The organism is Porphyromonas uenonis 60-3 (assembly GCF_000174775.1).
GTDB classification, from domain to species: domain Bacteria; phylum Bacteroidota; class Bacteroidia; order Bacteroidales; family Porphyromonadaceae; genus Porphyromonas; species Porphyromonas uenonis_A.
This window is the reverse complement of the sequence record NZ_ACLR01000013.1, coordinates 40496-64873: the sequence shown is the minus strand read 5'-3', so window position 1 is coordinate 64873 and position 24378 is coordinate 40496. Positions and strand designations below refer to the sequence as shown.

19 protein-coding genes and 1 other RNA gene are annotated in these 24378 nt (G+C 53.1%); 7 read left to right on the top strand and 13 right to left on the bottom strand.

Going from position 1 to position 24378, the window contains the following annotated elements; translation table 11 throughout:
* Positions 1 to 85: 85 nt before the first annotated feature.
* From ffh to ssrA, 6 genes are all read right to left on the bottom strand, one after another.
* Positions 86 to 1426: a signal recognition particle protein gene (gene ffh / locus PORUE0001_RS00645; RefSeq protein ID WP_007364500.1), complete on the bottom strand. Its 1341-nt coding sequence runs from the start codon at positions 1424 to 1426 to the stop codon at positions 86 to 88.
* Between the two features lie 21 nt (positions 1427 to 1447).
* Entirely contained in the window at positions 1448 to 1795 is a 348-nt protein-coding gene (gene panD / locus PORUE0001_RS00640) for an aspartate 1-decarboxylase (protein ID WP_007364505.1), read from the bottom strand.
* A 26-nt stretch (positions 1796 to 1821) separates the two neighbouring features.
* Positions 1822 to 2511 (bottom strand): LolA family protein, encoded by a 690-nt coding sequence (locus PORUE0001_RS00635; protein WP_039865133.1) that lies wholly within the window; start codon positions 2509 to 2511, stop codon positions 1822 to 1824.
* 18 nt (positions 2512 to 2529) lie between these two features.
* Positions 2530 to 4647, bottom strand: a complete 2118-nt coding sequence (locus PORUE0001_RS00630) for a DNA translocase FtsK (protein WP_232501373.1) — start codon at positions 4645 to 4647, stop codon at positions 2530 to 2532.
* Positions 4634 to 5107, bottom strand: coding sequence for a hypothetical protein (locus PORUE0001_RS10765; RefSeq protein ID WP_232501372.1), 474 nt, complete (start codon positions 5105 to 5107; stop codon positions 4634 to 4636). The genes PORUE0001_RS00630 and PORUE0001_RS10765 overlap by 14 nt, the downstream gene beginning before the upstream one ends.
* A gap of 176 nt (positions 5108 to 5283) precedes the next feature.
* Positions 5284 to 5687: a transfer-messenger RNA gene (gene ssrA, locus PORUE0001_RS09880) on the bottom strand.
* Between the two features lie 709 nt (positions 5688 to 6396).
* On the opposite strand from ssrA, the gene greA reads away from it, so the two are divergent.
* The 6 genes from greA (at position 6397) to PORUE0001_RS00590 (ending at position 10955) form a co-directional block, all read left to right on the top strand.
* Positions 6397 to 6867 carry a transcription elongation factor GreA gene (gene greA, locus PORUE0001_RS00615; protein WP_007364464.1) on the top strand — a complete coding sequence of 157 codons (471 nt, stop codon included), beginning with the start codon at positions 6397 to 6399 and terminating at the stop codon, positions 6865 to 6867.
* Positions 6868 to 6914: 47 nt separating this feature from the next.
* On the top strand, positions 6915 to 7307 hold the full coding sequence (locus PORUE0001_RS00610; RefSeq protein ID WP_007364474.1) for an HIT family protein: 393 nt from the start codon (positions 6915 to 6917) through the stop codon (positions 7305 to 7307).
* Positions 7308 to 7326: 19 nt separating this feature from the next.
* Positions 7327 to 8334, top strand: a complete 1008-nt coding sequence (locus tag PORUE0001_RS00605; RefSeq protein WP_007364477.1) for a PhoH family protein — start codon at positions 7327 to 7329, stop codon at positions 8332 to 8334.
* Between the two features lie 97 nt (positions 8335 to 8431).
* Positions 8432 to 9376 (top strand): phosphoribosylaminoimidazolesuccinocarboxamide synthase, encoded by a 945-nt coding sequence (locus PORUE0001_RS00600; RefSeq protein WP_007364468.1) that lies wholly within the window; start codon positions 8432 to 8434, stop codon positions 9374 to 9376.
* 88 nt (positions 9377 to 9464) lie between these two features.
* Positions 9465 to 10181, top strand: a complete 717-nt coding sequence (ubiE, locus tag PORUE0001_RS00595; RefSeq protein ID WP_039865127.1) for a bifunctional demethylmenaquinone methyltransferase/2-methoxy-6-polyprenyl-1,4-benzoquinol methylase UbiE — start codon at positions 9465 to 9467, stop codon at positions 10179 to 10181.
* 21 nt (positions 10182 to 10202) lie between these two features.
* The gene (locus tag PORUE0001_RS00590) at positions 10203 to 10955 is read left to right on the top strand and encodes a shikimate dehydrogenase family protein (protein ID WP_007364493.1); all 753 of its coding nucleotides are present in this window, start codon (positions 10203 to 10205) and stop codon (positions 10953 to 10955) included.
* 3 nt (positions 10956 to 10958) lie between these two features.
* Here the strand turns inward: PORUE0001_RS00590 and PORUE0001_RS00585 are convergent, their stop codons facing one another.
* The 7 genes from PORUE0001_RS00585 to rsmH form a co-directional block, all read right to left on the bottom strand.
* Positions 10959 to 12356 carry an FtsW/RodA/SpoVE family cell cycle protein gene (locus PORUE0001_RS00585; protein WP_007364497.1) on the bottom strand — a complete coding sequence of 466 codons (1398 nt, stop codon included), beginning with the start codon at positions 12354 to 12356 and terminating at the stop codon, positions 10959 to 10961.
* A gap of 15 nt (positions 12357 to 12371) precedes the next feature.
* A complete protein-coding gene (gene murD, locus PORUE0001_RS00580) occupies positions 12372 to 13757 on the bottom strand; it encodes a UDP-N-acetylmuramoyl-L-alanine--D-glutamate ligase (RefSeq protein WP_007364472.1) in 1386 nt (461 codons plus the stop codon).
* A gap of 28 nt (positions 13758 to 13785) precedes the next feature.
* Positions 13786 to 15045 (bottom strand): phospho-N-acetylmuramoyl-pentapeptide-transferase, encoded by a 1260-nt coding sequence (gene mraY / locus PORUE0001_RS00575; RefSeq protein ID WP_007364469.1) that lies wholly within the window; start codon positions 15043 to 15045, stop codon positions 13786 to 13788.
* Between the two features lie 65 nt (positions 15046 to 15110).
* Positions 15111 to 16610 (bottom strand): UDP-N-acetylmuramoyl-L-alanyl-D-glutamate--2,6-diaminopimelate ligase, encoded by a 1500-nt coding sequence (locus PORUE0001_RS00570; protein WP_007364465.1) that lies wholly within the window; start codon positions 16608 to 16610, stop codon positions 15111 to 15113.
* A 24-nt stretch (positions 16611 to 16634) separates the two neighbouring features.
* A complete protein-coding gene (locus PORUE0001_RS00565; protein WP_007364476.1) occupies positions 16635 to 18875 on the bottom strand; it encodes a penicillin-binding protein in 2241 nt (746 codons plus the stop codon).
* Between the two features lie 30 nt (positions 18876 to 18905).
* Entirely contained in the window at positions 18906 to 19595 is a 690-nt protein-coding gene (locus PORUE0001_RS00560; RefSeq protein ID WP_007364479.1) for an FtsL-like putative cell division protein, read from the bottom strand.
* Positions 19596 to 19607: 12 nt separating this feature from the next.
* The gene (gene rsmH, locus PORUE0001_RS00555; RefSeq protein WP_007364482.1) at positions 19608 to 20540 is read right to left on the bottom strand and encodes a 16S rRNA (cytosine(1402)-N(4))-methyltransferase RsmH; all 933 of its coding nucleotides are present in this window, start codon (positions 20538 to 20540) and stop codon (positions 19608 to 19610) included.
* A gap of 536 nt (positions 20541 to 21076) precedes the next feature.
* Here rsmH and PORUE0001_RS00550 point away from each other — a divergent pair.
* Positions 21077 to 23968, top strand: coding sequence for a T9SS type A sorting domain-containing protein (locus PORUE0001_RS00550; protein ID WP_007364502.1), 2892 nt, complete (start codon positions 21077 to 21079; stop codon positions 23966 to 23968).
* Positions 23969 to 24378 lie beyond the last annotated feature (410 nt).

The following is a 24378-nucleotide window of genomic DNA, read 5'->3' as shown; positions in this document are numbered from 1 at the left end:
AGAGCGTGCTACTCCTTGGGAGAGGCCTGAGCTATGCTACTGAAGTCTCTCTAGGCGTGTCGCTTGCGATGCGAATTTGAGCAGGCTAGCGACGCTTCTTGTTCTTTTTCTGCATCTTGGCTTGCATACGTCCCAAGCCTCCGCCTTGCATCTTGCGCATGACTTTGCTCACTTGGTCAAACTGCTGGATGAGCCTGTTGACCTCGGCGACAGAGGTGCCGCTACCGTCGGCGATACGCTTGCGACGTGAGCCATCGAGGATGCTAGGCTTGGCACGCTCCTCGGGGGTCATAGAGTGGATGATTGCTTCGATGCCCTTGAAGGCGTCGTTGCTGATATCGAGATCCTTGACCATCTTGCCGACTCCTGGGATCATGGAGACGAGGTCCTTTAGGTTACCCATCTTCTTGATCTGAGCAATCTGAGCGAGGAAGTCATTGAAGTCAAACTGATTCTTGGCAATCTTGGCCTCTAGACGCTTTGCCTCCTCCTCATCGTACTGCTGCTGTGCACGCTCGACGAGAGAGACAATATCACCCATGCCGAGGATACGATCCGCCATACGGGAGGGGTGGAAGACTTGAAGAGCTTCCATCTTCTCGCCTGTACCGACGAACTTGATCGGCTTGTTGACGACACTGCGTATAGAAAGCGCAGCACCACCACGTGAGTCACCGTCCAGCTTGGTGAGGATCACACCGTCGAAGTCCAAGCGCTTGTCAAACTCGGCTGCCGTATTGACCGCATCCTGACCAGTCATGGAGTCAACGACGAAGAGTGTCTCATCGGGGCGGATAGCCTCCTTGATACTGCTGATCTCATTCATCATCTCCTCATCGACGGCTAGACGACCTGCTGTATCGATGATAACGGTGTCTAGTCCCTCCTGCTGAGCGTGGGCGATCGCATTGCGAGCGATCTGTACGGGGTCCTTGCTCTCGGGCTCGCTGTAGACGGGTACGCCAATCTGCTCCCCGAGGACGTGTAGCTGCTGGATAGCAGCGGGACGGTAGACGTCACACGCTACGAGGAGAGGCTTGCGCTGCTCCTGCTTCTGAAGCATGTTGGCGAGCTTGCCTGAGAAGGTGGTCTTACCAGAGCCCTGCAGTCCTGACATAAGGATGATGGCGGGGCTCCCCTTGAGGTTGACGGACACCGCCTCGCTACCCATCAGTGTGGCGAGCTCGTCGTGAACTATCTTGACCATCATCTGGCCAGGATTGACCGCTGTGAGGACGTTCTGACCAAGTGCCTTCTCCTTGACCTGATCGGTGAAGTCGCGAGCTACGTTGTAGTTGACATCGGCATCAAGTAGGGCGCGACGAACGTCTTTGAGTGTTTCGGCGACGTTGATTTCGGTGATGCGGCCTTGGCCTTTGAGTATTTTGAATGAGCGCTCTAGGCGTTCGCTTAGGTTTTCAAACATGTTGGTGAGATGATGAGTGGTTTATAGTCGATTGGTGTCGCTATCGGGGAAGATAATCTTAGGCTGGAAGGTGCGCGCCTCGTCGTAGTCCATGAGTGCGTAAGACATGATGATGACGATGTCATCAGGCTGTACGAGACGGGCAGCGGGACCATTGAGACAGATGACTCCGCTGTCGGGTTCGCCAGCGATGACGTAGGTGTCGAGGCGGTTGCCGTTGTTACAGTCGACGACCTGCACACGCTCTCCGGGGAGGATACCGACGGCCTCCATGAGGGTGCGGTCGATGGTGATGCTACCCACGTAGTTGAGGTTAGCCTGTGTGACTCGGACGCGGTGAATCTTAGATTTGAGTACCTGTATGTACATAGTTTATAATGTGGAGCTCCTGAGGCTTAGCGTAGGTCTACGACCTCAAGCGATTTGTATTCTTGCGGTGCAAAGGTAAAGGATTGTGACGTAACATGCTCCTTCGCTTGCATCTTACGAATGGTGTAAGAGACTTGCTCACCTAGGTCAAAATAGAGATCTACCTTCTTGGGAGCCTGGCTCTGCTGGTCGAAAGTTACCTCATAGTACTTGACTCCTGCGAGAGGCCCAGACCCGCTTTTTGCCACAAATCGGTAGATGACCGTACCTCGGGGACTCTTGCGCTCGGTGATGCGGTAGCGCTGTGAGGCTTTCTGGATATATGCCAGCGGATTCATCGCTGTGAGGTCTTGCTCGGAGGGCGTCATCAAGGTGTAGGTGCGCTCCTTCTGATTGATGATGCGTAGGGTAGTGCCATCAAAGGCAGCTTCCATGCCAGGCATACTGAGCATGAAGCGACGCCCCTGGAGCCACGTGTAGCCCTCCTGTGACGGAGCACCAGGAGAGTTCAACGCAAAGGTGATAGCGACCCCTTTGTTGACCTGCTGCTCGAACTGCTGGAGCGCTTTGTTGAGGTCAAAGACCGCTTTGCGCTGTCCTTGCAGAGGCGCTGTGGCGAAGGTGCTACAGACGAACAGAGCTAAGAGAGCTCCGAAGAGACGCATCGTAAGAGGTGCGCTGTGGCGGAGATATGATAGGGAGAGGTTTGATCTCATACTGTTTGGAGTTACCGGTTAGAGAGTGTCTAGGAGTCGGTTGAGAGTCTCCTCATCCGATATGAGTACTTGACGAGGCTTGCTGCCATCCTGTGCCGACACGATGCCACACTCGTAGAGCTGATCCATGACACGTCCAGCACGATTGTAGCCGATGTTGAAGCGTCGCTGGATATTGCTCGTCGATCCTTGTTGCATCTGTACCACATGGCGAGCCACCTCCTCAAAGAGTGGGTCGCGCTCTGTAGCGCCACCACCGCCAAGTCCAGCTCCGCCAGCTGCTCCCTCCGTGGCAGGAGGCTCAGGTAGCAGATAGGGCTCCGTAGGATAGGGCTGATGAGAGATATGATCCACGATGCGCTCCGTCTCTGGTGTGTCAATGAAGGCGCACTGGATACGACGCATCTCCTTGCCATCATTGATGAGCATGTCGCCACGTCCAATGAGATCTTTGGCACTTGTGGTGTCGAGGATCGTGCGTGAGTCCACTTGCGAGGAAACTTTGAAGGCAATACGTGCTGGGAAGTTCGCCTTAATCAGACCCGTGATCACATCTGTACTCGGACGCTGTGTGGCGAGGACGATGTGGATACCAGCTGCGCGAGCCTTCTGCGCTAGACGTGCGATAGGCTTCTCGATGGCTCGTCCTGTTGTCATGATTAGGTCGGCAAACTCATCGACAATGAGCACCAAGTAGGGTAGGAATACGTAGCCATCCTCCTCGCGTAGGTGTCCCTGACGGAAGAGCTTGTTGTACTCCGAGATGTTGCGCACCTTAGCTCGTGCCAATAGTTCGTAGCGGGCGTCCATATCCACGCAGAGCGACTCTAGGACAGGTAGCGCCTTAGTTGTGTCGGTGATGATATACTTCTCCTCATCCTCTAGCTTCGTCAGGAAGTGCCGTCCGATGCTCTCGTAGATGCTAAACTCCAGCATCTTCGGGTCAATGAGGATCAGCTTAAGCTCCTCGGGACGCTTATTATATAGGAGTGAAGTGATGAGCGCATTGAGGCCGACACTCTTACCTTGTCCTGTAGCACCAGCTATCAAGAGGTGGGGCATCTTGGAGAGGTCAAAGAGGTAGACATCGTTTGTGATCGTTCGCCCAATGGCTATCGGGAGCTTCTGATCTGTCGTGATAAACTTCTGCGAAGTGATCAGCGCCTTCATGCCGACGGTACGTGGATTGCGGTTTGGCACCTCAATGCCTATGGTACCACGCCCTGGCATCGGTGCAATGATGCGGATACCGCCGATGCTCTCCACCTTCATCGCTATATCGTCCTCAAGGCTACGAATGCGGTTGACCTTGACCTTCGGATCTAGCTTAAACTCATAGAGCGTCACGGTCGGTCCGATGGTCACCTCAACAGGCTCTAGGGCGATACCTAGATCGCTGAGCTTCTCAACGATCAGTTGCTCTATCTCCTTGATCTCGGCACGATCCACTGTCTGCGAAGTTTGGTCTACATCGGCCAATAGGTCTGGCGAAGGCATCTGATATCCACCACGGCGCAGGTCGCTCTGTGGCATGACGGAGGCAACCTGCGAGTCCGCATCACCCTGCGCCACGGTTACCGTGACACCACCCTCAAGGCTCTCTTCGGCTGGCGTAGAGACAGGCTCACGACGTGCTTGTGATGTAGTGCGCGGTGCTGACTGTGCAGCCAAGACACTTGGCGCTGGTAGAGGCGCCTCCTCATCTTCATCTTCCGTAGTGTCTGGCTCACCATCCATATCGTCTGGAACAACCTCTTCATCAGTATCTGTCGGTTCTTCATCTGAGGCTTCTTCCTCACCTTCGGCACTCTCTAGAGGATCCTCAGCCTTGCGATGACGATTAGGACGCTTGACCCATCCTAGACCAATGGCGCGACGCATCCACTGGAGGTATTCGTAGCGGATCACCACGATGAGGATAATGATCGAAACAAGCAGTATCAGCGCCACACCTAGCCAACCAATGGCTGGTAATAGGTTGCCAAGCCATAGCGTGCCGTAAGCACCGCCCCAGCGGAAGAATGTAGGCATACCGAGGAGATCCTGTATCGCAGCCCCAGCGAGAGCTGTCCATAGACTGAGGAGGATGGCGTAGACCGTTATCTTGATGATGCTACCCCGCTTAGAGATGCGCATCAGTCGCAAGGCCCCGACGAAACTTAAGATGGAGTAGGAACCAACTACCGAAGCCGAGGAAGCCATCCATGAGCCAGTGTGCTAGATAAGCTCCATGCACACGGGTTATATTCTGTATCTCAGCCACCGAGCCATCGATCCCCTCTGGGAGCGTCTGCGTCAGCGCTTCCCAGGGTGTCAGCGCCGTGACGATGCTCTGATCCCGTGCGCCCACTAGAAGGTAGGAGACACAAGCCACCAAGACGTATACGACGAAGGCTAGGAGTATCAGTCCTAAGATAAAAGAGATCAGCTCGCCATACCGCTTGTCGGCGACGTTGTTTTGTAAGTCCTGAGCCCACGAGCGCATACGACTCCCCACCGAGCGAGAGGGGGTTGCGTCCTTTCGGCCCGATGCGTTTGTACGCTTGCGAGACTGAGTCGAGCGTTTCTTGGTTGATTTATCTTTGGATGTAGCCATGAGGTAGTAATAAGGGAGCCTGTGGTGCGATCGTCGCGCCATGCGTGGCGATCTTCTACAGAAAAGCTTGATGCAAAGGTAACGTTTTTACGCCAATGAGGCACCGCTCCATGCAAAAAAGAACTCCCCTTGCTCAGATCGTAAGATCTAGGCGAGGGGAGGTACTGTTTGTGGGGTTGTGGAGCTGCGGGGAATTGAACCCCGGTCCAAACATGGTGGCAAAGCGCTTTCTACATGTTTAGCTGTACTTTGATTGTCGGGCTTCAACTCACGAGCACAGCGACCGAGCTAAAGCCTTATCCTCTAAAGTTTAAGACGATGTACGAGGCTACACCATCCGATCCCCGATATCCATGCACCACCGTATCAGAGCGCCTCGGAGCAACGGCCCCCTGGGTGATGTCTCGTCCCAGCATCTGTGCCTGGGATGAAGCGTCAGTGTACTATACTTCGACTACGCAGCGAGAGCAAAGTTGTTTTCGCCATTTAGAAAGGTTCGCAGTAAGGTTTTAAGGTGCGTCACAGCAGGCACCACATGCTTACGAATCACTACAACACGCTGTCAAAGCCAATCAGCCCCAAGAGTATATGTTGCATCTCCTAGACTAGCGTATCGCTATACCGCTCAGCTCAGGAGAGATCGTATCAGAGTTTGTCGGAGGCTCGCATCGAGCGACTTCTCCTCCAGCTTATCTCGTGCAAAGGTACGAAAAAACCGCACAAGTAGAGCGAAGAGCTTTGTCTAAATCAGGATTGAGGTATTGTAAAAAATGAGCTTTACGAGGGGAGGGTGGAGGAAATCGAAGGATTCCTCCGTGGAGATCTTTGATTATCCAGCGAGAAATGGAAAAATTCTTCGGAACTTCGAAATCTTTCTTCCGAAGTTTCATTTCATTCTTCCGAACTTTTATTTCCCGGTTCCATGGAGAATTTTCGTTTGCACCCTGGAGATTCTCGATTTCCTCGGTAGGGAAGAGATTAGAGGTTAGAATTTAGAGGTTAGAGATTAGAGGGAATGTACGGTTGCTGGGGTGGTGAGGGCGATGAAACATTTTTTTAGTACCTTTGCCCTCAGTAAGAAAGATGTGCGGACGGCGTAGCACATCTCAAAGTATGACGAGGCTTCTCTGATGTGGCTCTTCTAGACGATAGGGGGTGCTGTGTGGGAGTAAGTCCTCATTTGTTTTGTATCTATGAGGTGCCATGTGCCAGCCGATAGATGGCTAGTGTGGTGTGGCTCATAGGATACGCACTAGACTGAATTAGACACCATTATCACCTAATCATCTATGGGATATTACTATATGACCCAAGAGGGATATGACGCCCTCAATAATACGATCAAACAGCTGGAGGCTGAGGAGCGACCCAAGGTCACACAGCAGATTGCTGAGGCACGTGACAAGGGCGATCTCTCGGAGAATGCTGAGTACGATGCTGCCAAGGAGGCGCAGGCTCACCTCGAGGACAAGATCGCTATGCTCAAGGCTCAGCTGGGCAATGCCCGTGTGCTGGAGCCCTCGCAGATTAAGACCGATGAGGTGCAGATACTGAACCATGTGCGCCTGCTCAATAAGAAGAAGGGCGAGGAGAAGAGCTACTACATCGTCTCTGATGCTGAGGCAAACTTTAAGGAAAACAAGATCTCGGTCAATACCCCTATTGCTAAAGGACTCCTTGGCAAGAAGGTGGGCGATGTGGCGGAGATACAGGTGCCTGCGGGTACACTGGTCTTTGAGATCCTAGAGATCACTCGATAGGGTGCCTCTCTTATTGAATAGATCCTCCCAAAAACAACGAATGCTCTATGGCTTCAATCTTTAGTCGCATCATAGCGGGTGAGATCCCCTCCTACCGCATTGCGGAGGATGAGGAGCACTACGCATTTCTAGATATCAATCCTTATCAGCTGGGGCACACCCTGGTGGTTCCGAAGCGTGAGGTCGACTACTATTACGACCTGACGGATGAGGAGTTGGCTCGGCTGATGGCTTTCTCTAAGCGGGTGGCTCGCGCTATACAGGAGACGACGCACTGCCGCAAGGTGGCTACTTTGGTCCTAGGACTGGAGGTGCCACACGCTCATGTGCATCTGATCCCGATCAATAGTGAGGGAGACGTGGCGCACGGACCGCTTGCTACGAAGCCTACCGACGAGGAGATGGCTCGCATCGCCTCCGAGATAGCAGCTCATATATAATAAGGAGTAGCTAAGCCTAGTGACTGAGAGACTATATATCCTAGAGGAGATAGATCCAGCGGTGCTCTACGGTCCTAACCGTGAGTACCTACTATTGCTACGCAACCTCTATCCTAAGCTGCGGATCGTGGCTCATGATCGGATCATCAAGATACTGGGTGACACGACCGATATACAGCTCTTGACAGCGCTCCTCGATAAGTTGGTACAGCATGTCCTGCGGTACAATCTCCTGACGGAGCAGACCATACGCAAGCTGGCTACGGGCGAGGAGCTCCCAGAGGTCAAGGTGGCACCGAATCATCTGCTCTATGGAGCGAGGGGTCGTAGTATCGGCTACCGAGGCACTCACCAGCGTGAGATGGTGGAGGCCATAGCGGATCACGATATGCTCTTTGCGATCGGACCAGCTGGTACGGGCAAGACCTACATAGCGATAGCTCTAGCGGTCAAGGCGCTTAAGGAGAAGCAGGTGCGACGTATCATACTCTCGCGTCCCGCTGTTGAGGCGGGCGAGAAGTTGGGCTTTCTGCCAGGCGAGCTGAAGGACAAGCTCGACCCTTATCTCCAGCCTCTCTACGATGCGCTCGAGGAGATGATCCCGACGCAGCGTCTGCGCACCTATATGGAGAGCGATGTGATACAGATCGCTCCGCTAGCCTACATGCGTGGTCGTACGCTCAACGATGCGGTTGTCATACTAGACGAAGCGCAGAATACGACCCATCATCAGATGAAGATGTTTCTCACTCGTCTCGGACGCAATAGTAAGATGATCATCACGGGCGATCTCTCGCAGGTAGACTTGCCTCGGGGTGTCACCTCGGGCTTGCGCATTGCTGAGCGGATTCTAGGCGATGTGGAGCAGATACCTTTCGTTTACTTTGATGCGCAGGACATTGTGCGTCATCCGATCGTGCAGCTTGTCGTGGATGCTTACGATCGCAATGAGCATCAAGCACTGCAGGGCGGACGTCCCGCTCAAGAGACTCGCCAAGATCAAGATATAGACCTAGATAAGGATTGAGGTAAAGACTCATAGACTCATAGAAGCACTCCTCTTTCTCGGCTAAGGCTGGAGGAGGGCAACCCCTTTTAGTAAATCAATTATTGATCATAATACAATGAATCAAGCTCTAACACACACCGACCTATCTCTCCCAGGTATCCAGGCTGTCTTTCATGGCAAGGTGAGAGATGTATACTTCCTTGAGGGTGACCTGATAGCGATGGTCGCTACGGATAGGATCTCAGCCTTTGATGTGGTACTCCCTGAGGGTATCCCCTACAAGGGTCAGGTGCTCAACCAAATAGCTGCTGAGCAGCTCGACGCTACGGCGCATCTCGTGCCTAACTGGAAGATAGCGACTCCCGACCCGATGGTTACGGTGGGACATCGCTGCGAGCCTTTTAAGGTAGAGATGATCGTACGTGGCTACATAGCTGGTAGCGCATGGCGTGCTTATCAGGCTGGCGAGCGTACGATCTGTGGCATACAACTACCCGAGGGGCTGAAGGAGAATGAGCGCCTCCCACACCCGATCATCACGCCTACGACTAAGGCTGACGAGGGGCACGACGAAAACATTAGCCGTGAGGAGATCATCGCCTCTGGACTGATCTCGGAGGAGGACTACAAGGTCATTGAGCAGTACACGCGGACGCTCTTTGAGGAGGGGACACGCATCGCTCGCGAGCGTGGTCTGATCCTCGTGGACACGAAGTATGAGTTTGGCAAGAAGGATGGCAAGGTGATCCTGATTGACGAGATCCACACGCCTGACTCCTCTCGCTACTTCTACCTAGAGGGCTATGAGGAGCGCCAAGCTAAGGGTGAGCCTCAGCGTCAGCTCTCGAAGGAGTTCGTCCGACAGTGGCTTATCGAGCAGGGCTTCCAGGGTAAGGCTGGCCAGAAGATGCCTGCCATCACACCTGAGTATGCAGCCTCTGTGAGCGACCGCTACATAGAGCTCTACGAGCACATCACGGGCAAGACCTTCGTCAAGGAGCAGACCCAAGATGTGGCTAAGCGTATTGAGGACAATCTGCTAGCTTTCCTCAAGAAGTAGGAGGCTACATAACTATACAAACGAACCAGCGACTTAGAGGGGCTGTGTACAACCTCCTTAGTCGCTGGTTCTAATCTCTCTATTTACTATGCCTTTACCTATGGATGGTAAGTCTCGCTACGTACGGCAGATGTTTGACCGCATAGCTGGACGCTATGACTCGATGAATCGTCTCATGACGGGTGGTATGGATTTGGCCTGGCGCTGGCAGGTCATAGAGCATCTGGCGAACTATGCGCCTCATCGTGTGGCTGACCTGGCCTGCGGTACGGGGGATATGATCCTGATGCTCTCTCGCTACTTGCCGTCGGTGCGTGAGATAGTCGGTGTGGATCTCTCGGAGGGTATGCTGGCGGTGGCCGCTGAGCGTCTTCAGAGGGCTGTCCACTCGGTGCCGGCTGTGACGCTCTCTGCGGAGAATTGTCAGGAGCTCTCTCTAGCTTCGCAATCGGTCGATGCTGTGACCTGCACGCTGGGTATTCGAAACTTTTCGGATCCACTACAGGGCTTGCGAGAGATGCTGCGCATTTTACGCCCTGGGGGGAGGCTCGCTATCCTGGAGCTGAGCGAACCTCGAGGGGGGCTATTGCTCCGAGGCTATAACATCTATGCTAAGCACTTGATCCCGTGGATCGGACAGCTGTGCGCCCATGATCGCTCTGCTTACAGCTATCTCCCTGCGTCTATCAAGGCGATGCCACAGCGAGAGGCGATGACGGCGCTGATCCGTAGAGCAGGCTTTAGAGAGGTGCACTACAAAGAGATGCCTCTCGGGATCTGCGTCTTATATACTGCAGAGGCTTAAAAGAGATAAACGAATAAGAGTATGCAACGCATTTATGCACTGATAGGTAAGCCCGTGGGGCATTCGCTCTCGGCAGACTACTTCAATGACCTTTTTGACTCCCAGGGGATTGATGCGCGCTATATACTACAGGAGCTGGATGATCTCTCGGCGCTGAGACCTTGGCTGGAGTCTAACCCTGCCATCGTGGGACTGAATGTGACGAGCCCCTACAAGGTGGAGGTGTGCAACTATCTAGATCATATAGATCCCGAGGCTAAGTATGTGGGAGCTGTTAATACGATTGTTGTGGATCGTACGGATGGACGGATACGTCTCTTCGGCTACAACACGGATGTGCAGGGTGTCGTGGAGACTCTCCAGCCGCTACTCACGTCGGAGCAACAGCATGCGCTCGTCCTCGGGACGGGTGGTGCTGCGCAGGCGGTAGCACAGGCACTCAAGCGTCTCGGTCGTGACTGTACGTTGGTTAGTAGAGATCCGCAAGCTCCGCATATCCTCTCCTATAGTGACTTGACGCCTGAGCTGATAGCGGACAAGTGGATCATCATCAATGCGACCCCTGTCGGCATGGGGGCGCTTACTATGGAGCGCCCGCAGATCCCCTATGAGGCGATCACGCCAGAGCATCTCTGCATGGATCTGATCTACAATCCCGAGGAGACGCGTTTCCTCAAGGCTTGTCGTGAGCAGGGAGCGACGACGATCAATGGGCTGAAGATGCTCCTCGTGCAGGCTCGCTACGCTTGGCACATTTGGAATCGTCAGGCGTAGAGACTACGCTATATCGTTCGCCTCGTCGGAGGTGGTGGGGCGGGGGCTCCCTTCAACTGTAGAGGTAGTCTCCGCAACAGGTTCGGTCGCTGCTTCTGCTTGGCTCTCCTGCTCCAGTTGGCGCTGGTACTCCTCTTCGCGTATATGTCTCGTGATCCCGATGCAGGCTCCGATAGCCATTGAGGTGGCGAGGAGCGAAGAACCTCCACGACTGATGAGCGGGAGCGTCTGACCCGTATTAGGCGAGATGCCCGTGACGACGCACATATGTATGATCGCCTGTGTGGTGTACATGATACCGACACCCAGTAGGAGGATGCGCTGCCAGTCACGCTGCGTTCGGGTCGCCCAGCGAGAGAGCTTGAAGAAAAGCAAGATATAGAGTAATGGCACCCAAATCATACCGATGAAGCCTGTCTCCTCGATGATGATTGCATAAATAAAGTCGGAGTATGCCTCGGGGAGTATGTCTCGCTCCACACTATTGCCTGGGAAGACGCCCGTACCATTGCTTCGTGCGATGGCAATGCGTGCGTGCTGCTCCTGAAAGTTGTCCTCGTCAATGACAAACTTACTGGAGTCCGACTTGGAGGTGAAGTCTTCGATACGTCCCTTCCAGCGGGCGGTACTACTATTTTTCTTGATCACGCTGTCGGGGAGCAACACGAGACAAGCTAGGAGTAACGTGAGTACTCCTACTCCCACACCACTGATCATGAGCAAGCTCTTGGAGAGCCCCGTTTGTACGAGCCCGATGCAGACGATGAAGGTGATGAGGATGAGTCCCATGGACAGACTTTCCTTGGCAACGAAGACCAGTCCAATAGCTGAGATACCACAAAAGATGTAGAAGCGCCGATTGAGACTGCCCAGCTGATGCGCAGAGAGGACAGCTGAGGCGAGACAAATGATGCCAACTTTGTAGAACTCTGAGAATTGTAGCCCGAAGAGCGTACGCTTCGCCTCATTGGTCTCTGTACCGATGAATGGGGTCGCAATGACGGCTAGGAGCACGATGACAAAGAAGCCCATCCCGCCCAAGCGTAACCAAAAGTTGCTTAGCCGAGAGCAAAACCAAGCTGCAAGGATAGATATGATGATGTGCTTGAGATGTCCCGTGAAGGGCGCATACAAGCTCTCTCCACGGTAAGCTAGTGTACTGGTAGCGCTATAGATGAAGAGTAGCGACGTGGCTAGGAAGGCAAAGTAGAGAAACCACAACGAGCGGTCGCCTGTGATGCGTGGCTTGCGTGGTGTTGGTTCTACCTTGGTAGCTTCTGGGGAGTTCTCTTCGGACGCTCTTTCGCTTTTGCTATGCTGATCCGTCTCACGGGGAGAGAGGTCGAAGATGTCCGAAGGAGTGGTCTCTTGGCTCGGATTATATTCGTCTTGTGGTATCATAGAGTGTCGGATAGGCTAGAGCGAACGGTCAGTATCAGGCTGTTGCTGAGCGATGTCAAGTACCTCCGCTCTGAACTGATCGCCACGATCCTCATAGCAGGTGAAGAGGTCAAAGCTAGCGCAGGCTGGCGACAGCAACACGGTGTCTCCTGCCTGGGCCATCTGGCGTGCGGCGGCGATAGCGTCACGCATTGAGGTAACCTCCTCGTGGCGTGGTATGACACTGTCGAAGCTACGGTGGAGCTTGGCCGAGTCAGTTGTCATATAGATTAGTCCGACCACCTTTTCCTTGACCAGATCCATCAGGTCGTTGTAGTCATTGCCCTTGTCGGTACCTCCTAGTATGAGAATCGTCGGCTTGCGCATACTCTCTAGTGCGTACCAAGTACTGTTGATGTTGGTCGCCTTGGAGTCGTTGATGTAGTCTACGCCGTCGATGCTGGCGATATACTCTAGGCGGTGGGGTACATTGGTAAAGGTTTCCAGCAAGGCTCGTATGACCTCAGGCTTGATGCCTAAGGCTTGGGCAGCGCAACCGACAGCTAGAGCGTTCTGCACGTTGTGTTTGCCCGATAGAGCTAGAGCGCTCTCTGGCATCTCAAGGACTGGTTCCTGAAGGGCGAAGCATAGCTGTCCATCGTGACTAGAAGCCACGACAGCATCGTCTGAAGAGCCTTCGGTGGAGAAGAAGATCCGTCGTCCTGCTCCCATGCCTGGCTCCTTGAGTAGGCGCTGTGTCCAGTCGTCTTCGATCCACGAGATGAAGTAGTCGGTGGGCTGTTGGTTTTGCGTGATGCGCATCTTGGCTCGTGCGTATAGCTCCATCTTATGGTCGTAGCGATCTAGATGGTCGGGTGTGATATTGAGCAGGATGGCTATGTGCGCTCTGAACTGGTACATATGATCCAGCTGGAAGCTACTCAGCTCGATCACATAGTAAGCGTGTGGAGCGAGCGCCACCTGACGAGCTAGACTAGTACCCACATTGCCCGCCATGGAGACATCCAGTCCCGCATTGTGGAGCGTGTGATAGAGCCAGTTGGTCGTAGTGGTCTTGCCGTTGCTCCCCGTGATGGCGATCATCATGCTATCGCCAGCGTAGCGGTAGGCGAACTCGATCTCACTGATGATAGGCGTCTGTTGCTCCGCAAGCTGTCGTATGAGGGGCGCGCTGTCAGGGATGCCAGGGCTCTTGATCACCTCTTTGGCTGATAAGATACGAGCTAAGGTGTGTCCGCCCTCCTCGTAGGGGATACTGTACTGCTCCAGCTCCGCTTTGTATTGTGGCTTGATTTGTCCCGAGTCGGAGACAAAGACGAGGAGCCCTTGCTTTTGAGCTAGGATGGCAGCTCCGACACCACTCTCTCCAGCTCCTAGGATGATATATTCGTTGCGTTGCATATCTGTGAGATCGTTGTAAGTCTATAAATTATCGCATCTTAAGCGTGATGACTGTTAGGACAGCCAGTAGGATAGCTATGAGCCAAAAGCGAACGGTTATCTTAGCCTCTCGGATAGGTGCGAGGGGACGCTGGATTAAAGCGTCGATACCGCTATTGCCCGCTTTCTGAAAGTGGTGGTGCAGTGGCGTCATCTTGAAGATCCGTCGACCCGTACCTGTGCGTCGCTTGGTAATCTTGAAGTATGCTTGCTGCATCAGCGAGGATAGCCCCTCGATGATAAAGAGGAAGCAGAGGATCGGCAGGAGTAGCTCCTTGCGAATAAGGACGGCCATCACGGCGATGATACTACCGATGGCTAGGCTACCCGTGTCTCCCATGAAGACCTGCGCAGGGTAAGCATTGTACCAAAGGAAGCCAAAGGTCGCTCCTACGAAGGCTGCGCCAAAGATCACCAGCTCCTCAGCGCCTGGGATAAACATGATACTAAAGTACTGCGCCAAAGCTATATGTGAGGAGACATAAGCGAGCACCGCCAGGGCGACACCCGCAGGGGCGGCTGTTCCTGCGGCTAGTCCGTCCAGACCATCCGTTAGGTTGACGCAGTTAGAGATAAAGGTGACGATCAGAATGATGATGATCGAGAAGACAATCCAGCCAATCAGTTCGCGGTGTGGTGTAGAGGCGGGGATTAGCGAGAGATAGTCAAAGTTGTTGTTCTTGACAAAGGGGATGGTCGTCTGCGTGTTCTTAGACTCTTGACTGGAGAAGGTAACCTGCTCGATGCGACCATTGTGAGTCACCTCTTGATTCTCCCGAATGATAATGTCTGGACTCAAGTAGAAGGTGAGCGCCACGACAACGCCTAGGAGCACCTGTCCGATGATTTTGTAGCGCCCGTGGAGCCCCGCCTTGTTTTTCTTAAAGACCTTGATATAGTCATCGATAAAGCCCAAGGCACCCATCGTAAGTGTCGTGAAGACCATCAGCTGTACATAGACATTGTTGAGGCGAGCGAATAGAAGCGTCGGGACGATGATCGCTATAATGATGATGATACCACCCATTGTTGGGGTGCCCTTCTTCATCGCCTCACCTTCCAGTCCTAGCGTGCGAACCACCTCGCCTATCTGCATACGATGCAGCCAGTGGATGATGCGTCGACCGATGATCGTACTGATAATCAGAGCTAGGATAAAGCTGATCCCAGCTCGGAAGGTCACATACTGAGCCAGTCGCCAGCCAGGGACGTTGTTTGCCTGTAACCAATCGTAGAGGTGATAAAGCATAGCGTGATGGGTAAGTTGATAAAGATTATAGGGGAAGGGCTAAGTGAAGGACAAAGGTACGCTATCTATGCCAGCTTCTCTTTTGCAAAGATCTCTTGCGCCACCTCTTTGTCGTCAAAGTGGTGCTTGATGCCTTTGATCTCTTGATAGGTCTCATGACCCTTGCCAGCGATGACCACTAGGTCGCCACGCTGTGCAGCTGCGCAAGCGTCTGTGATTGCTTGGCGACGAGAGACATTGGTGTAGACTTGGTCACGCTCCACCTGAGGAATGCCTTCGAGCATTTGGTCAATGATCGTCTGTGGATCCTCGGAGCGTGGATTGTCTGAGGTGAGATAGAGACAGTTGCACATATTGTAGGCGATGCGCCCCATCTCAGGACGCTTGCCCATGTCTCGATCACCGCCTGCGCCGACCACTACGTAGACCTGTGAAGCGTTGAGCTCGGAGACAGTCTTCAGTAGATTCTCCAGAGCGTCAGGCGTGTGCGCATAGTCCACCACCACGTGATAACCTCTCGGTGAGGCAAGCAGGTCAAAGCGACCATTCACATGCTCCAGACTAGAGATGCCACGCAGGATCAAGCTCTTGTCTAGATCGGGTAGGAGGAGACGAGCTACACCGTAGACGGCCGTCACGTTGTAAGCGTTGTAGCTCCCGACGAGCTTGATCTCCACCTCCTCGTTGTCCAGCAGTAGGGTAGAGCCATCCACATATTGTCCTAAGAGCTGAGACATATAGTCCGCATGGCTACGCATCGCATAGGTATGTAGGTGGGCAGCGCAGTTTTGTACCATCACGCTACCGTTACGGTCGTCGGCATTGACCAAAGCGTAGGCATCTGGAGAGAGATTGTCAAAGAGCAACTTCTTTGCCGCAATGTAAGCCTGCATCGTGCCGTGGTAGTCCAGGTGGTCACGCGTTAGATTGGTAAAAAGAGCTAGCGCAAAGGGCAAACCATAGACCCGCTGCTGTACCAAAGCGTGCGAAGAAACCTCCATAAAAAGGTAGCGGCACCCCGCATCCACCATATCCCTCATCACACGGTGTAGCTCGAGAGCGTCAGGCGTCGTGTGGGTCGCGGGGTACTCCTCGTCACCAATGCGTATGCAGACCGTACTAAAGAGCGCAGCTCGCATGCCGAGCCAGTTCCACAGCTGATAGCAAAGCGTGGCGGTAGTCGTCTTGCCATTAGTCCCCGTAACTCCTACGATCGTGAGCTGTCGCTCAGGACGATCATAGTAGACAGAGGCTAGGACCGCTATCGCCTTCGCTGTGTCGGTCACCGTGAGCCATGCCACCTCATCGGAGAGGCTCTCAGGTCGTGGGTGCTCAGTGACGATGATACGACAGCCCGCTGCTAGCGCCTTCGGAATATAGTCCGCCCCGTCCACATGTACGCCACGTAGCGCTACGAAGATACACCCCTCAGAGGCACGACGTGAGTCCTGCTCGATAGAGGTTACTTGACATAGCTCCGTAGAGACGGCTCCTGTGTGTGCTTGGCTTAGTAGATGCTCCTCGGTGAGTGCTACTATATAATTATTGAGTGGTTTGAGATTCATATTTATCTTAGAGAGGATTCCGCTTTACTGTCTATGATTGTTGCCTAGATGTAGGATCACCTTCTGTCCTGGGTGGATAGGCGTGCCGACGGGGATGCTCTGCGCTATGACTCGACCGTATCCGACCAACTGCACCTCCAGTCCCTGCAAGCTAATCTGATAGATCGCTTCACTGGGAGCCAGCCCCACGAGACGAGGCATCACCCCTTTGGCGTAGCGAGACAGAGGCTGTAGCTCTAGTCCCCCACGTCCGTACTGAGGTACGACCAGTTGGTCTGAGGCTATCTTACCACCCCCTTCGGGTCGCACCTCAGGGATCTTGTAGGTCTTGACAAAACTCTCGACACGCTTCTTTTCCCCACCAGCTAAGTCTAAGTGTTTCAATCGCTCGCTAGCTGGGTATGGCGTGATCGTGTCTAGGAGGATAGGATTGGAGAGTGTGTAGATCTCCTCAGCTATACGCTTCACCCCGCCACCTGCTACCATACCGCCAGAGGCACGTCCAGGACCGTGAGGATTGACTACGAAAATGATGCAACTATACTTAGGATGATCGGAGGGGAAGTAGCCGCAAAACGAAGTCATGTAGACCTCTCCACTAGCACGGTAGCCCGCACCACCATGATTGCTCATTAGAGCGGTACCCGTCTTGCCACTGATGGAGATCAGATCAGAGCGTACGGGCCCTTTAGCCGTGCCTTGTAAGACTACATTGTCTAGCATTGAGCGGATTGAGTCGAGCGTAGCAGGCTTGCAGATATTCTCATGCAGGACTTGTGGCTGAAACTCTTGGATTACATTGCCCTCCGCATCCTCTACACGATCCACCAGATAGGGACGCATGATACGTCCCCCGTTGGCGACACCGTTGTAGAAGTTGAGCGTATTGATCGCAGGTACCGAGATACCATATCCACGACTGATGCCTGGGATCGTCGAGTTGCCATAGCTCTTGTCTTCGGGCCGTATGATCGTTGGTGTAGCGACCCCCTCAAGCCCTACATCTAGTCGCTCTAAGAGTCCATAGTTGCGCAGATGCTGATAGATTCCGTCGGGGTGCTCCACATACCCTTTGATAGCAATCTTTGCCATGACAATATTGCTTGAGTACCATAGTCCCTGCGCTACAGAGATACGTCCATAGCCTCCTCGGTTAGCATTGTGATCACGGATGTTGTAGCCACCATACTTGAAGACTCCGTTGCCCGTGTCAATAGTATCGCTAGGTGTGCAGATCCCATCATCTAGGGCAGCCATCATAAAGGGCGTCTTCATCGTAGAGCCTGGCTCGTTGAGTGCGCTGACGGCATAGTTGACCCCTTCGTAGTAGCTCTCGCCACCCTTCGTCAGGTTAGCTAGAGCCAAGATACGCCCCGTCTCGACCTCCATCAGTATAGCGCCACCATAGTCCGCCTCAAACTGAGTCATCTGCTCATAGAGCGCACGATGTACGATCTGCTGCAGATTCATATCTAGTGTTGTGTACACATTGTAGCCGTCACGAGGCGGTTGTAGCGTATTCTGTCGTGTAGACCCCGCCAAGTATTGTCTCACAGCCAGTCCTGGCTCGCCCCGTAGCAGGGTGTCAAAGCTTTGCTCTAGGCCATATTCGCCCTGTGTGAGGTCGCCTTTGACCTCCTTATAGACGCTACCGATCGTACGTCTCGCTAGCTCGCCGTAAGGTCTGTCTCGTAGAGCACGCTCCTCGTGTGTCAATCCATTTCTGAGCGGACCACTGCGACGTACCAAGCGCCCCTTGCGCTCCACCGTCATCATCAGCGGATATGACTGCTTAAGTCGCTGATACTCCACGTGGCTCACCTCATACGGGTATATAGATACGTAGCGATAGCCTGGTTGCTTATGCTGTGCCTTACGATAGCCCTCACGTAGTCGCTTGCGTAGCGCTGGGTAAGTGGCTAGCTCCCCTTTCTGCCAGAGACTCATCTGGTAGGCCAGCGAATCCAGTTGCTTGTAGAGCGAGTCTGGCTCCATCTGCTGGATAGCCTCTGCCCCAAAGTCTATGTAAAGCTTGTACGCAGGCTTGCTAATAGCTACAATATGCCCATCTGACGAAATGATATTACCTCGTAGTGGTGAGATCGTCACCGTGTCTGGCTGATGAAAGCTCTGAGCGATCCTGCGCCACGTCGGACCATCGACGAAAATGATGCCCATCGCCTTGATAAAGATCCATAGAGTCATCAAGATGGCTAGAAAGCCTAAGGCACGGTAGCGAGCTATGATAGGACTATGCTTTGACATAGAGGAGTGTTTCGTTAAAGGGGCAAGAGATTATTTCTTAGCATCACGATAGAGGATGATCGACTGCTGGGAGGAGGCCTCAAGATCTGACCCCATCGCTTGGAGTTGCTGCTCGAAGTTGCCCCCGATGCTACGGCGTGTTAGCTCGCTGACGCTCTCCATGTGTTTGTAGGTCAGGTCTTTGACGCGAGTCTCTAGTTTGTCTATCTGGCGACGCTTGGCGATGATCTGATAGTTGCTCGTGACATGGATCAGACCCATCAGGAGGATAGCGATAAAGGCGGGTATGTACTTTCTAAAGGAAGGCTGCTCTAGCATATCACCGCCCAGCCAGTACCACAGGCCATGCGAAGAGCGCTTACGGGCAGACGGCTCAGGCTGGTCAGATTCATCTGAGAGCTCTTCATCCTCTAGCTCTTCGGAGTCCTCCAGCCCTTCTGCAGCGTCCAGCTCTTCAGTATTCTCAGCCTCCGTCAGGGAAGCGTGCTCATCCGTCACCTCAATTGTCTCCTCATCGTCTGCAGGATCCATTGCAGCGGGAGCCGTGTCGCTTGGGGCATCCGCCTCAACAACTTCTGGTGAGACCTCTTCATCTAGGAGATCTCCCAGTAGAGGTCTCGGATGAGATCCCGTTACAGATTCATCTGTAGCCACTGGTGCTGGCTCCTGTAGCTCCTCCTCTAGGTTGTTGTCAAAGTACGATTCGTCAATCTTGACCATAGCTCATCCCACTTAAATATCCTCACGAAGCTCCGCCACACGTAGCTTAGCGCTACGAGCACGATTATTGTCTGCTATCTCATCCGCAGAGGGTGTGATAGCTTTTTTTGTGACCACACGCAGAGGGGCTGGCTTTGACAAGGGCATACCAGCCAAAGCCTCACTAGGCTGCTCGAAGCTCCCCAGACGGAAGAACTCCTTGACCATACGATCTTCCAGTGAGTGATAAGAGATGATCGCTATGCGCCCTCCTGGCTTCAGGAGACGCACCGAGTCGCTCAGCAGTTGACGCAGAGCACCCAGCTCATCATTCACCTCGATGCGTAGCGCCTGGAAGATACGGCTCAGCTTATTGCGTAGCTGAGGTCCTCCCTTAGGTAGGACAGGCGCCAGCACCTCCATGAGCGAGGCAATCGTCGGGTAGCCCACGGCACGATGCGACACCAGTAGCGCAGCGATACGACGAGCATCATGCAGCTCACCATAATAATATAGTATATCCGCCAGTTGCTCCTCGCTATAGCTCAGTAGCAGGTCACGAGCCGTAACGCCCGATCGGCTATTCATACGCATATCAGGCATCGCCTCCTCATAGCGAAAGCTAAAGCCCCGCTCCTCACTGTCGAAGTGGTGAGACGAAACTCCTAGGTCGGCCAAAATCCCATCCACCTCTCCTGCGAGCCCCCAGTAGTCAAGCCACTGCCCCAGATAGCGAAAGTTCGTCGCTACAAAGTGGTAGCGACTGTCCTGAGGCGCATTAGCCATCGCATCGGGATCTTGGTCTAGACCAATGCAACGACCCTCAGGAGAGAGTCGCTCGAGGAGCGCACGCGAGTGTCCCCCGCCACCCATCGTGACATCTACATAGAGACCCGAGGGCGTCGTGACCAGCAAGTTAAGAGAATCCTCACAGAGGACAGCTGTGTGATAGAGCTTAGTGGACAAAGGAGATAAAGAGTGATAAACGTTTGACAGATAGCTCTGTGCGCTATCGGCGAAGATGATCTGATCGCCATGCCCACAGAGTTACTGCAAAGGTAATCAAATTAGAGATTAGAAGTTAGAGATTAGACTTTAGAAATTAGACCTTAGAGATTAGGACTCGTATCTGGTATCACTAGAGTCAATAGTGTCACGAGGGGCACTAGCCTCTCTCGCCAAAAAAAAAGCTCCGTGGAAAACAAAAGCTCCGTGGAAAATCAAGATCCCCCACCGAGGAAAACAAAATTCTCCACGGAGGGCCGAAATAAAAGTTCGGAAGAATGAAATGAAACTTCGGAAGAAAGATTTCGAAGTTCCGAAGAATTTTTTCGTTCCTCGCTGGGAAATTCATCTTTCCTCCGTGGCGATTCCTCCATTTCCTCGGGGTGTCACTCCGTAGCTAATCACGTTTCACTCTTCGCTAAGTCAGATTTTTGTTGTAACTTGCGAGCCGAATCGTTTTTCACCCCATTACTACTAAACAAACTAGCTAGAAAAATATGACAGTTCACCGTTTATCCCAGGTCTGTAGGCTACTCGCTGTAGGTGTCATCCTACTCTGTAGTAGTCTTATAACCTTCGGACAGCAATCCTTCGGCGGTACCCCCCTAATGCTGAATGAGGGGTCGCTACGCTCTCTCACTGCCGTTCGCGCTGTGAGCCTGGACTTCAATCCAGCGGACTTCCTCTCTCAGGACTCCTGGTCGGAGACCGTACAGACCAAGCCCCTCTCTGTAGGGCGTGTAATCAAGCATAGTGCAAACTTCGCTGAGGATGCTGAGCAGGTAGGTACCGTAGCCGGACGTAAGATCTACCGCCTACAGATAGAGCTCGAGGGCACGCCAGTAGGATGCAATCTCTACTACGAGGACTTCTACATCCCCGAGGGAGGTAAGCTATACATCTACTCGCCCGAGGGCCAGCAGGTGCTAGGAGCCTACACGCATGCGACACATCCCAAGCATGGAGCTTTCGCCACAGAGCCTATCAGTGGCAATACGCTCATCCTTGACTACGAGGCTCCTGCCACGGGTGAGATGCCCTCGATACAGGTGCAGGGCGTGGGTTACTTCTATCGTCCAGCTCTGATGGCAGACGCAGGTGCAAAGAAGCACATCGGTCTTGAGGATGGCTCTGATCCTGGATTGGGTAAGTACTGTCAGATCAATGCCAACTGCCCCGAGGGTGACCCCTACCAAGCTCAGAAGGCTAGCTCTGTAGCTATGCTGATGGTCGATGGGGATGCGCTGGGTATGTGCTCAGGCAACCTTGTAAACAATGTCGCTGGTGACTTCAAGCCATACGTAATGACGGCTGCACACTGTGCTAGCGCGACAGAAACGTTTGGAATACCTGATATGGCATTGAATCAGTGGATTTTTGCCTTTCACTATGAGAAGCCCCGTTGCTCCAGTGGTGACTACGCTACCCTGCAAGAGAAGAGTGTGGTAGGAGCTGAGATGCGCTCCTTCATCCCTGTCGCTGGATACTCAGATGGACTCCTCCTAGAGATCAAGCAAGATATACCTCTAGACTACCGTGTCTACTACTCTGGTTGGGATGCTACTCCTACCACTTGGCAGGTGGGTGCTAGTATCCACCACCCAGCAGGGGATGCTGCTAAGATATCTATCTTCGATGGTGATGTCAAGTTAGGTCGGTGGAACTTTGATGAGGGTGGTGTGGATGATCACTTCTCACTCAAGTTCCGAAAGGGAAACACCGAGGGAGGCTCCTCTGGCTCTCCGCTCTTCAATGGGGCTGGAGATCAGGTCGGTACACTCACAGGTGGCGTAATCTCCATCTGCTCTATGGATGCAGACTATGGTCGACTCAACTCGCACTTTGACAAGTATAAGTCCAAGGGTGAGACCTGGTATATGGCCAAGTGGCTCGACCCCAAAAATACGGGTACGATGAAGGTCAAGGGTACCTGGCGAGAGGACTATCAGCCACTAGCTGTCGTCCCCTCCATCATCGCTAAGATAGAGCCTACGGATGCTTCAAAGGTCAAAGTCTCCTGGAAGCCTGTACCACAGCACCCACAGGGCTACGCTGTCAAGTACAACCTATACCGCAACGGTGATCTCCTTACCTCTACCTCAGAGACTGCCTATGAAGATGCAGTCACTGGAGATATGAAGCGCAAGGGCCGTGTCTCATACTCCGTCGAGGCTGTATATACGATAGAAGAGGGCAAGGAAGAAGCTACTCCTCTCGCCTACTACAATCTCTACACGGGACAGCTAGCCTCTAGAGCTCAGCTCAAGGTTACGGCTGCTAAGACTGGCGCCAAGCTCAAGTGGCAGATGCCGTACAATGCACAGGTGGTGACGAAGATTAAGAACCGCGACAAGGTCTATCCTCTAGTCGCTGCTAGCGGTGTGGACAAGATCCTTGCAGCCTATAAGATGCCTGCTCTAGATGGTATCTATATGTATGACAGCTATCGTCTAGGACAGTCCCCGTTCAACGGTCAGAAGCTCTATATACATCAGATCAACTTCATACCCTCACAGGATACTCCCTACAACCCTGACGGCACTATCGATGAGAAGAACAACATCTCCTTCTTCGTCCGTCAGAAGAAGGACGATACTCGCATACAGTACTTCCCTCTTGATATACCTAAGGGAACTGCAGACAAGGCCTTCCTGGACAAGCAACTCTACTCCTTCCAGCTCTCGATGCCTGTAGAGATTACGGATGCTCATCTGCTTGATGTCGGATTCTCTTTTGATCCGTCAAATACGAAAGCTTCTATCTGCCTAGATGCTAACTCAACTGATGAAAATATAGCTTATGACGGATGCAAGCTCGCTCTAGCCTACAGAAAGGGCAAGAAGTATCCAATCACGTTCAACGTATGGCAGTTCCCCTACAGCAAGAAGCGTATGGCATACCAGGCTGTCGAGCTCGTCATCTCAAACAACCCCGAAAAGCAGGACGGTATCACCAGCACTTACTATACATACGGTGCGCTACCTGTACCCTTCCCTGAAATCAAGGGGTACAATATCTACCGTAACGGTAAGCTAGTCAAGGAGCTCAAGCCCGATATTTTCTTATATGAGGATGCCGATGGCAAGACTTCTGACGACTACTACGTAGAGGTAGTCTACGACTATCCAAACGAGCTACGTCCCAACGAGCCCGTTAGTGTAGCTACCTCAGAGGTGAGTCTCTACCCAGCACACTTCACCACACAGCTACAGCTTACCGACGCTACAGATGTACAGACTGTCGAGCTTTACAACATGCAGGGGCTACAGGTCGCAGCTTTCGCAGGAGCAGAGCTGATGGCGATGGATGTGTCAGCCCTACCTGCTGGTCACTACATAGCCACCATCCGTACAGCCGAGGGCGTACAGACGCAGAAGCTAGTTAAGTAGTCCCTAGCCCTAGAGCTAGTACACCTAGACTACATAATAAGTAGTATAGCGGTAGTGCCGAGGATACGCTCCTCAGCACTACCGCTTACGTTATAAAAGAGTAGTGCAGTGCCCGACGACCTCAAAAGCTTACGACTAGCTCTTTGTGGGCATGCACGGAGTGTCTAGTGGAGGAGCATCCGCTGTAGTCTAGCTAGACAAATCCTGACTTCAAGGTGCTGACACAATCCCTTTTAGCGGAGACAGACGCACAGACCGTACACACCTACAGAAGGTGACTCGTGGGAATTGCAAAATCTAGAGGAGCTCACTAGATTTGCTTTACCCACTTTTTTGTATTACCTTTGTTACCGAAAGGTTAGGGTAGAGCCATCTACGCTATACACAAGTCCTGTGCAGGGTGGTGCCTG

Excerpts from the sequence above, each read along its gene's own strand:
- ffh (WP_007364500.1), bottom strand. The coding sequence starts at position 1,426 with ATGTTTGAAAACCTAAGCGAACGCCTAGAGCGCTCATTCAAAATACTC.
- panD (WP_007364505.1), bottom strand. The coding sequence starts at position 1,795 with ATGTACATACAGGTACTCAAATCTAAGATTCACCGCGTCCGAGTCACA.
- PORUE0001_RS00635 (WP_039865133.1), bottom strand. The coding sequence starts at position 2,511 with ATGAGATCAAACCTCTCCCTATCATATCTCCGCCACAGCGCACCTCTT.
- PORUE0001_RS00630 (WP_232501373.1), bottom strand. The coding sequence starts at position 4,647 with ATGCGCATCTCTAAGCGGGGTAGCATCATCAAGATAACGGTCTACGCC.
- PORUE0001_RS10765 (WP_232501372.1), bottom strand. The coding sequence starts at position 5,107 with ATGGCTACATCCAAAGATAAATCAACCAAGAAACGCTCGACTCAGTCT.
- greA (WP_007364464.1), top strand. The coding sequence starts at position 6,397 with ATGGGATATTACTATATGACCCAAGAGGGATATGACGCCCTCAATAAT.
- PORUE0001_RS00610 (WP_007364474.1), top strand. The coding sequence starts at position 6,915 with ATGGCTTCAATCTTTAGTCGCATCATAGCGGGTGAGATCCCCTCCTAC.
- PORUE0001_RS00600 (WP_007364468.1), top strand. The coding sequence starts at position 8,432 with ATGAATCAAGCTCTAACACACACCGACCTATCTCTCCCAGGTATCCAG.
- ubiE (WP_039865127.1), top strand. The coding sequence starts at position 9,465 with ATGCCTTTACCTATGGATGGTAAGTCTCGCTACGTACGGCAGATGTTT.
- PORUE0001_RS00590 (WP_007364493.1), top strand. The coding sequence starts at position 10,203 with ATGCAACGCATTTATGCACTGATAGGTAAGCCCGTGGGGCATTCGCTC.
- PORUE0001_RS00585 (WP_007364497.1), bottom strand. The coding sequence starts at position 12,356 with ATGATACCACAAGACGAATATAATCCGAGCCAAGAGACCACTCCTTCG.
- murD (WP_007364472.1), bottom strand. The coding sequence starts at position 13,757 with ATGCAACGCAACGAATATATCATCCTAGGAGCTGGAGAGAGTGGTGTC.
- mraY (WP_007364469.1), bottom strand. The coding sequence starts at position 15,045 with ATGCTTTATCACCTCTACGATTGGTTACAGGCAAACAACGTCCCTGGC.
- PORUE0001_RS00570 (WP_007364465.1), bottom strand. The coding sequence starts at position 16,610 with ATGAATCTCAAACCACTCAATAATTATATAGTAGCACTCACCGAGGAG.
- PORUE0001_RS00565 (WP_007364476.1), bottom strand. The coding sequence starts at position 18,875 with ATGTCAAAGCATAGTCCTATCATAGCTCGCTACCGTGCCTTAGGCTTT.
- PORUE0001_RS00560 (WP_007364479.1), bottom strand. The coding sequence starts at position 19,595 with ATGGTCAAGATTGACGAATCGTACTTTGACAACAACCTAGAGGAGGAG.
- PORUE0001_RS00550 (WP_007364502.1), top strand. The coding sequence starts at position 21,077 with ATGACAGTTCACCGTTTATCCCAGGTCTGTAGGCTACTCGCTGTAGGT.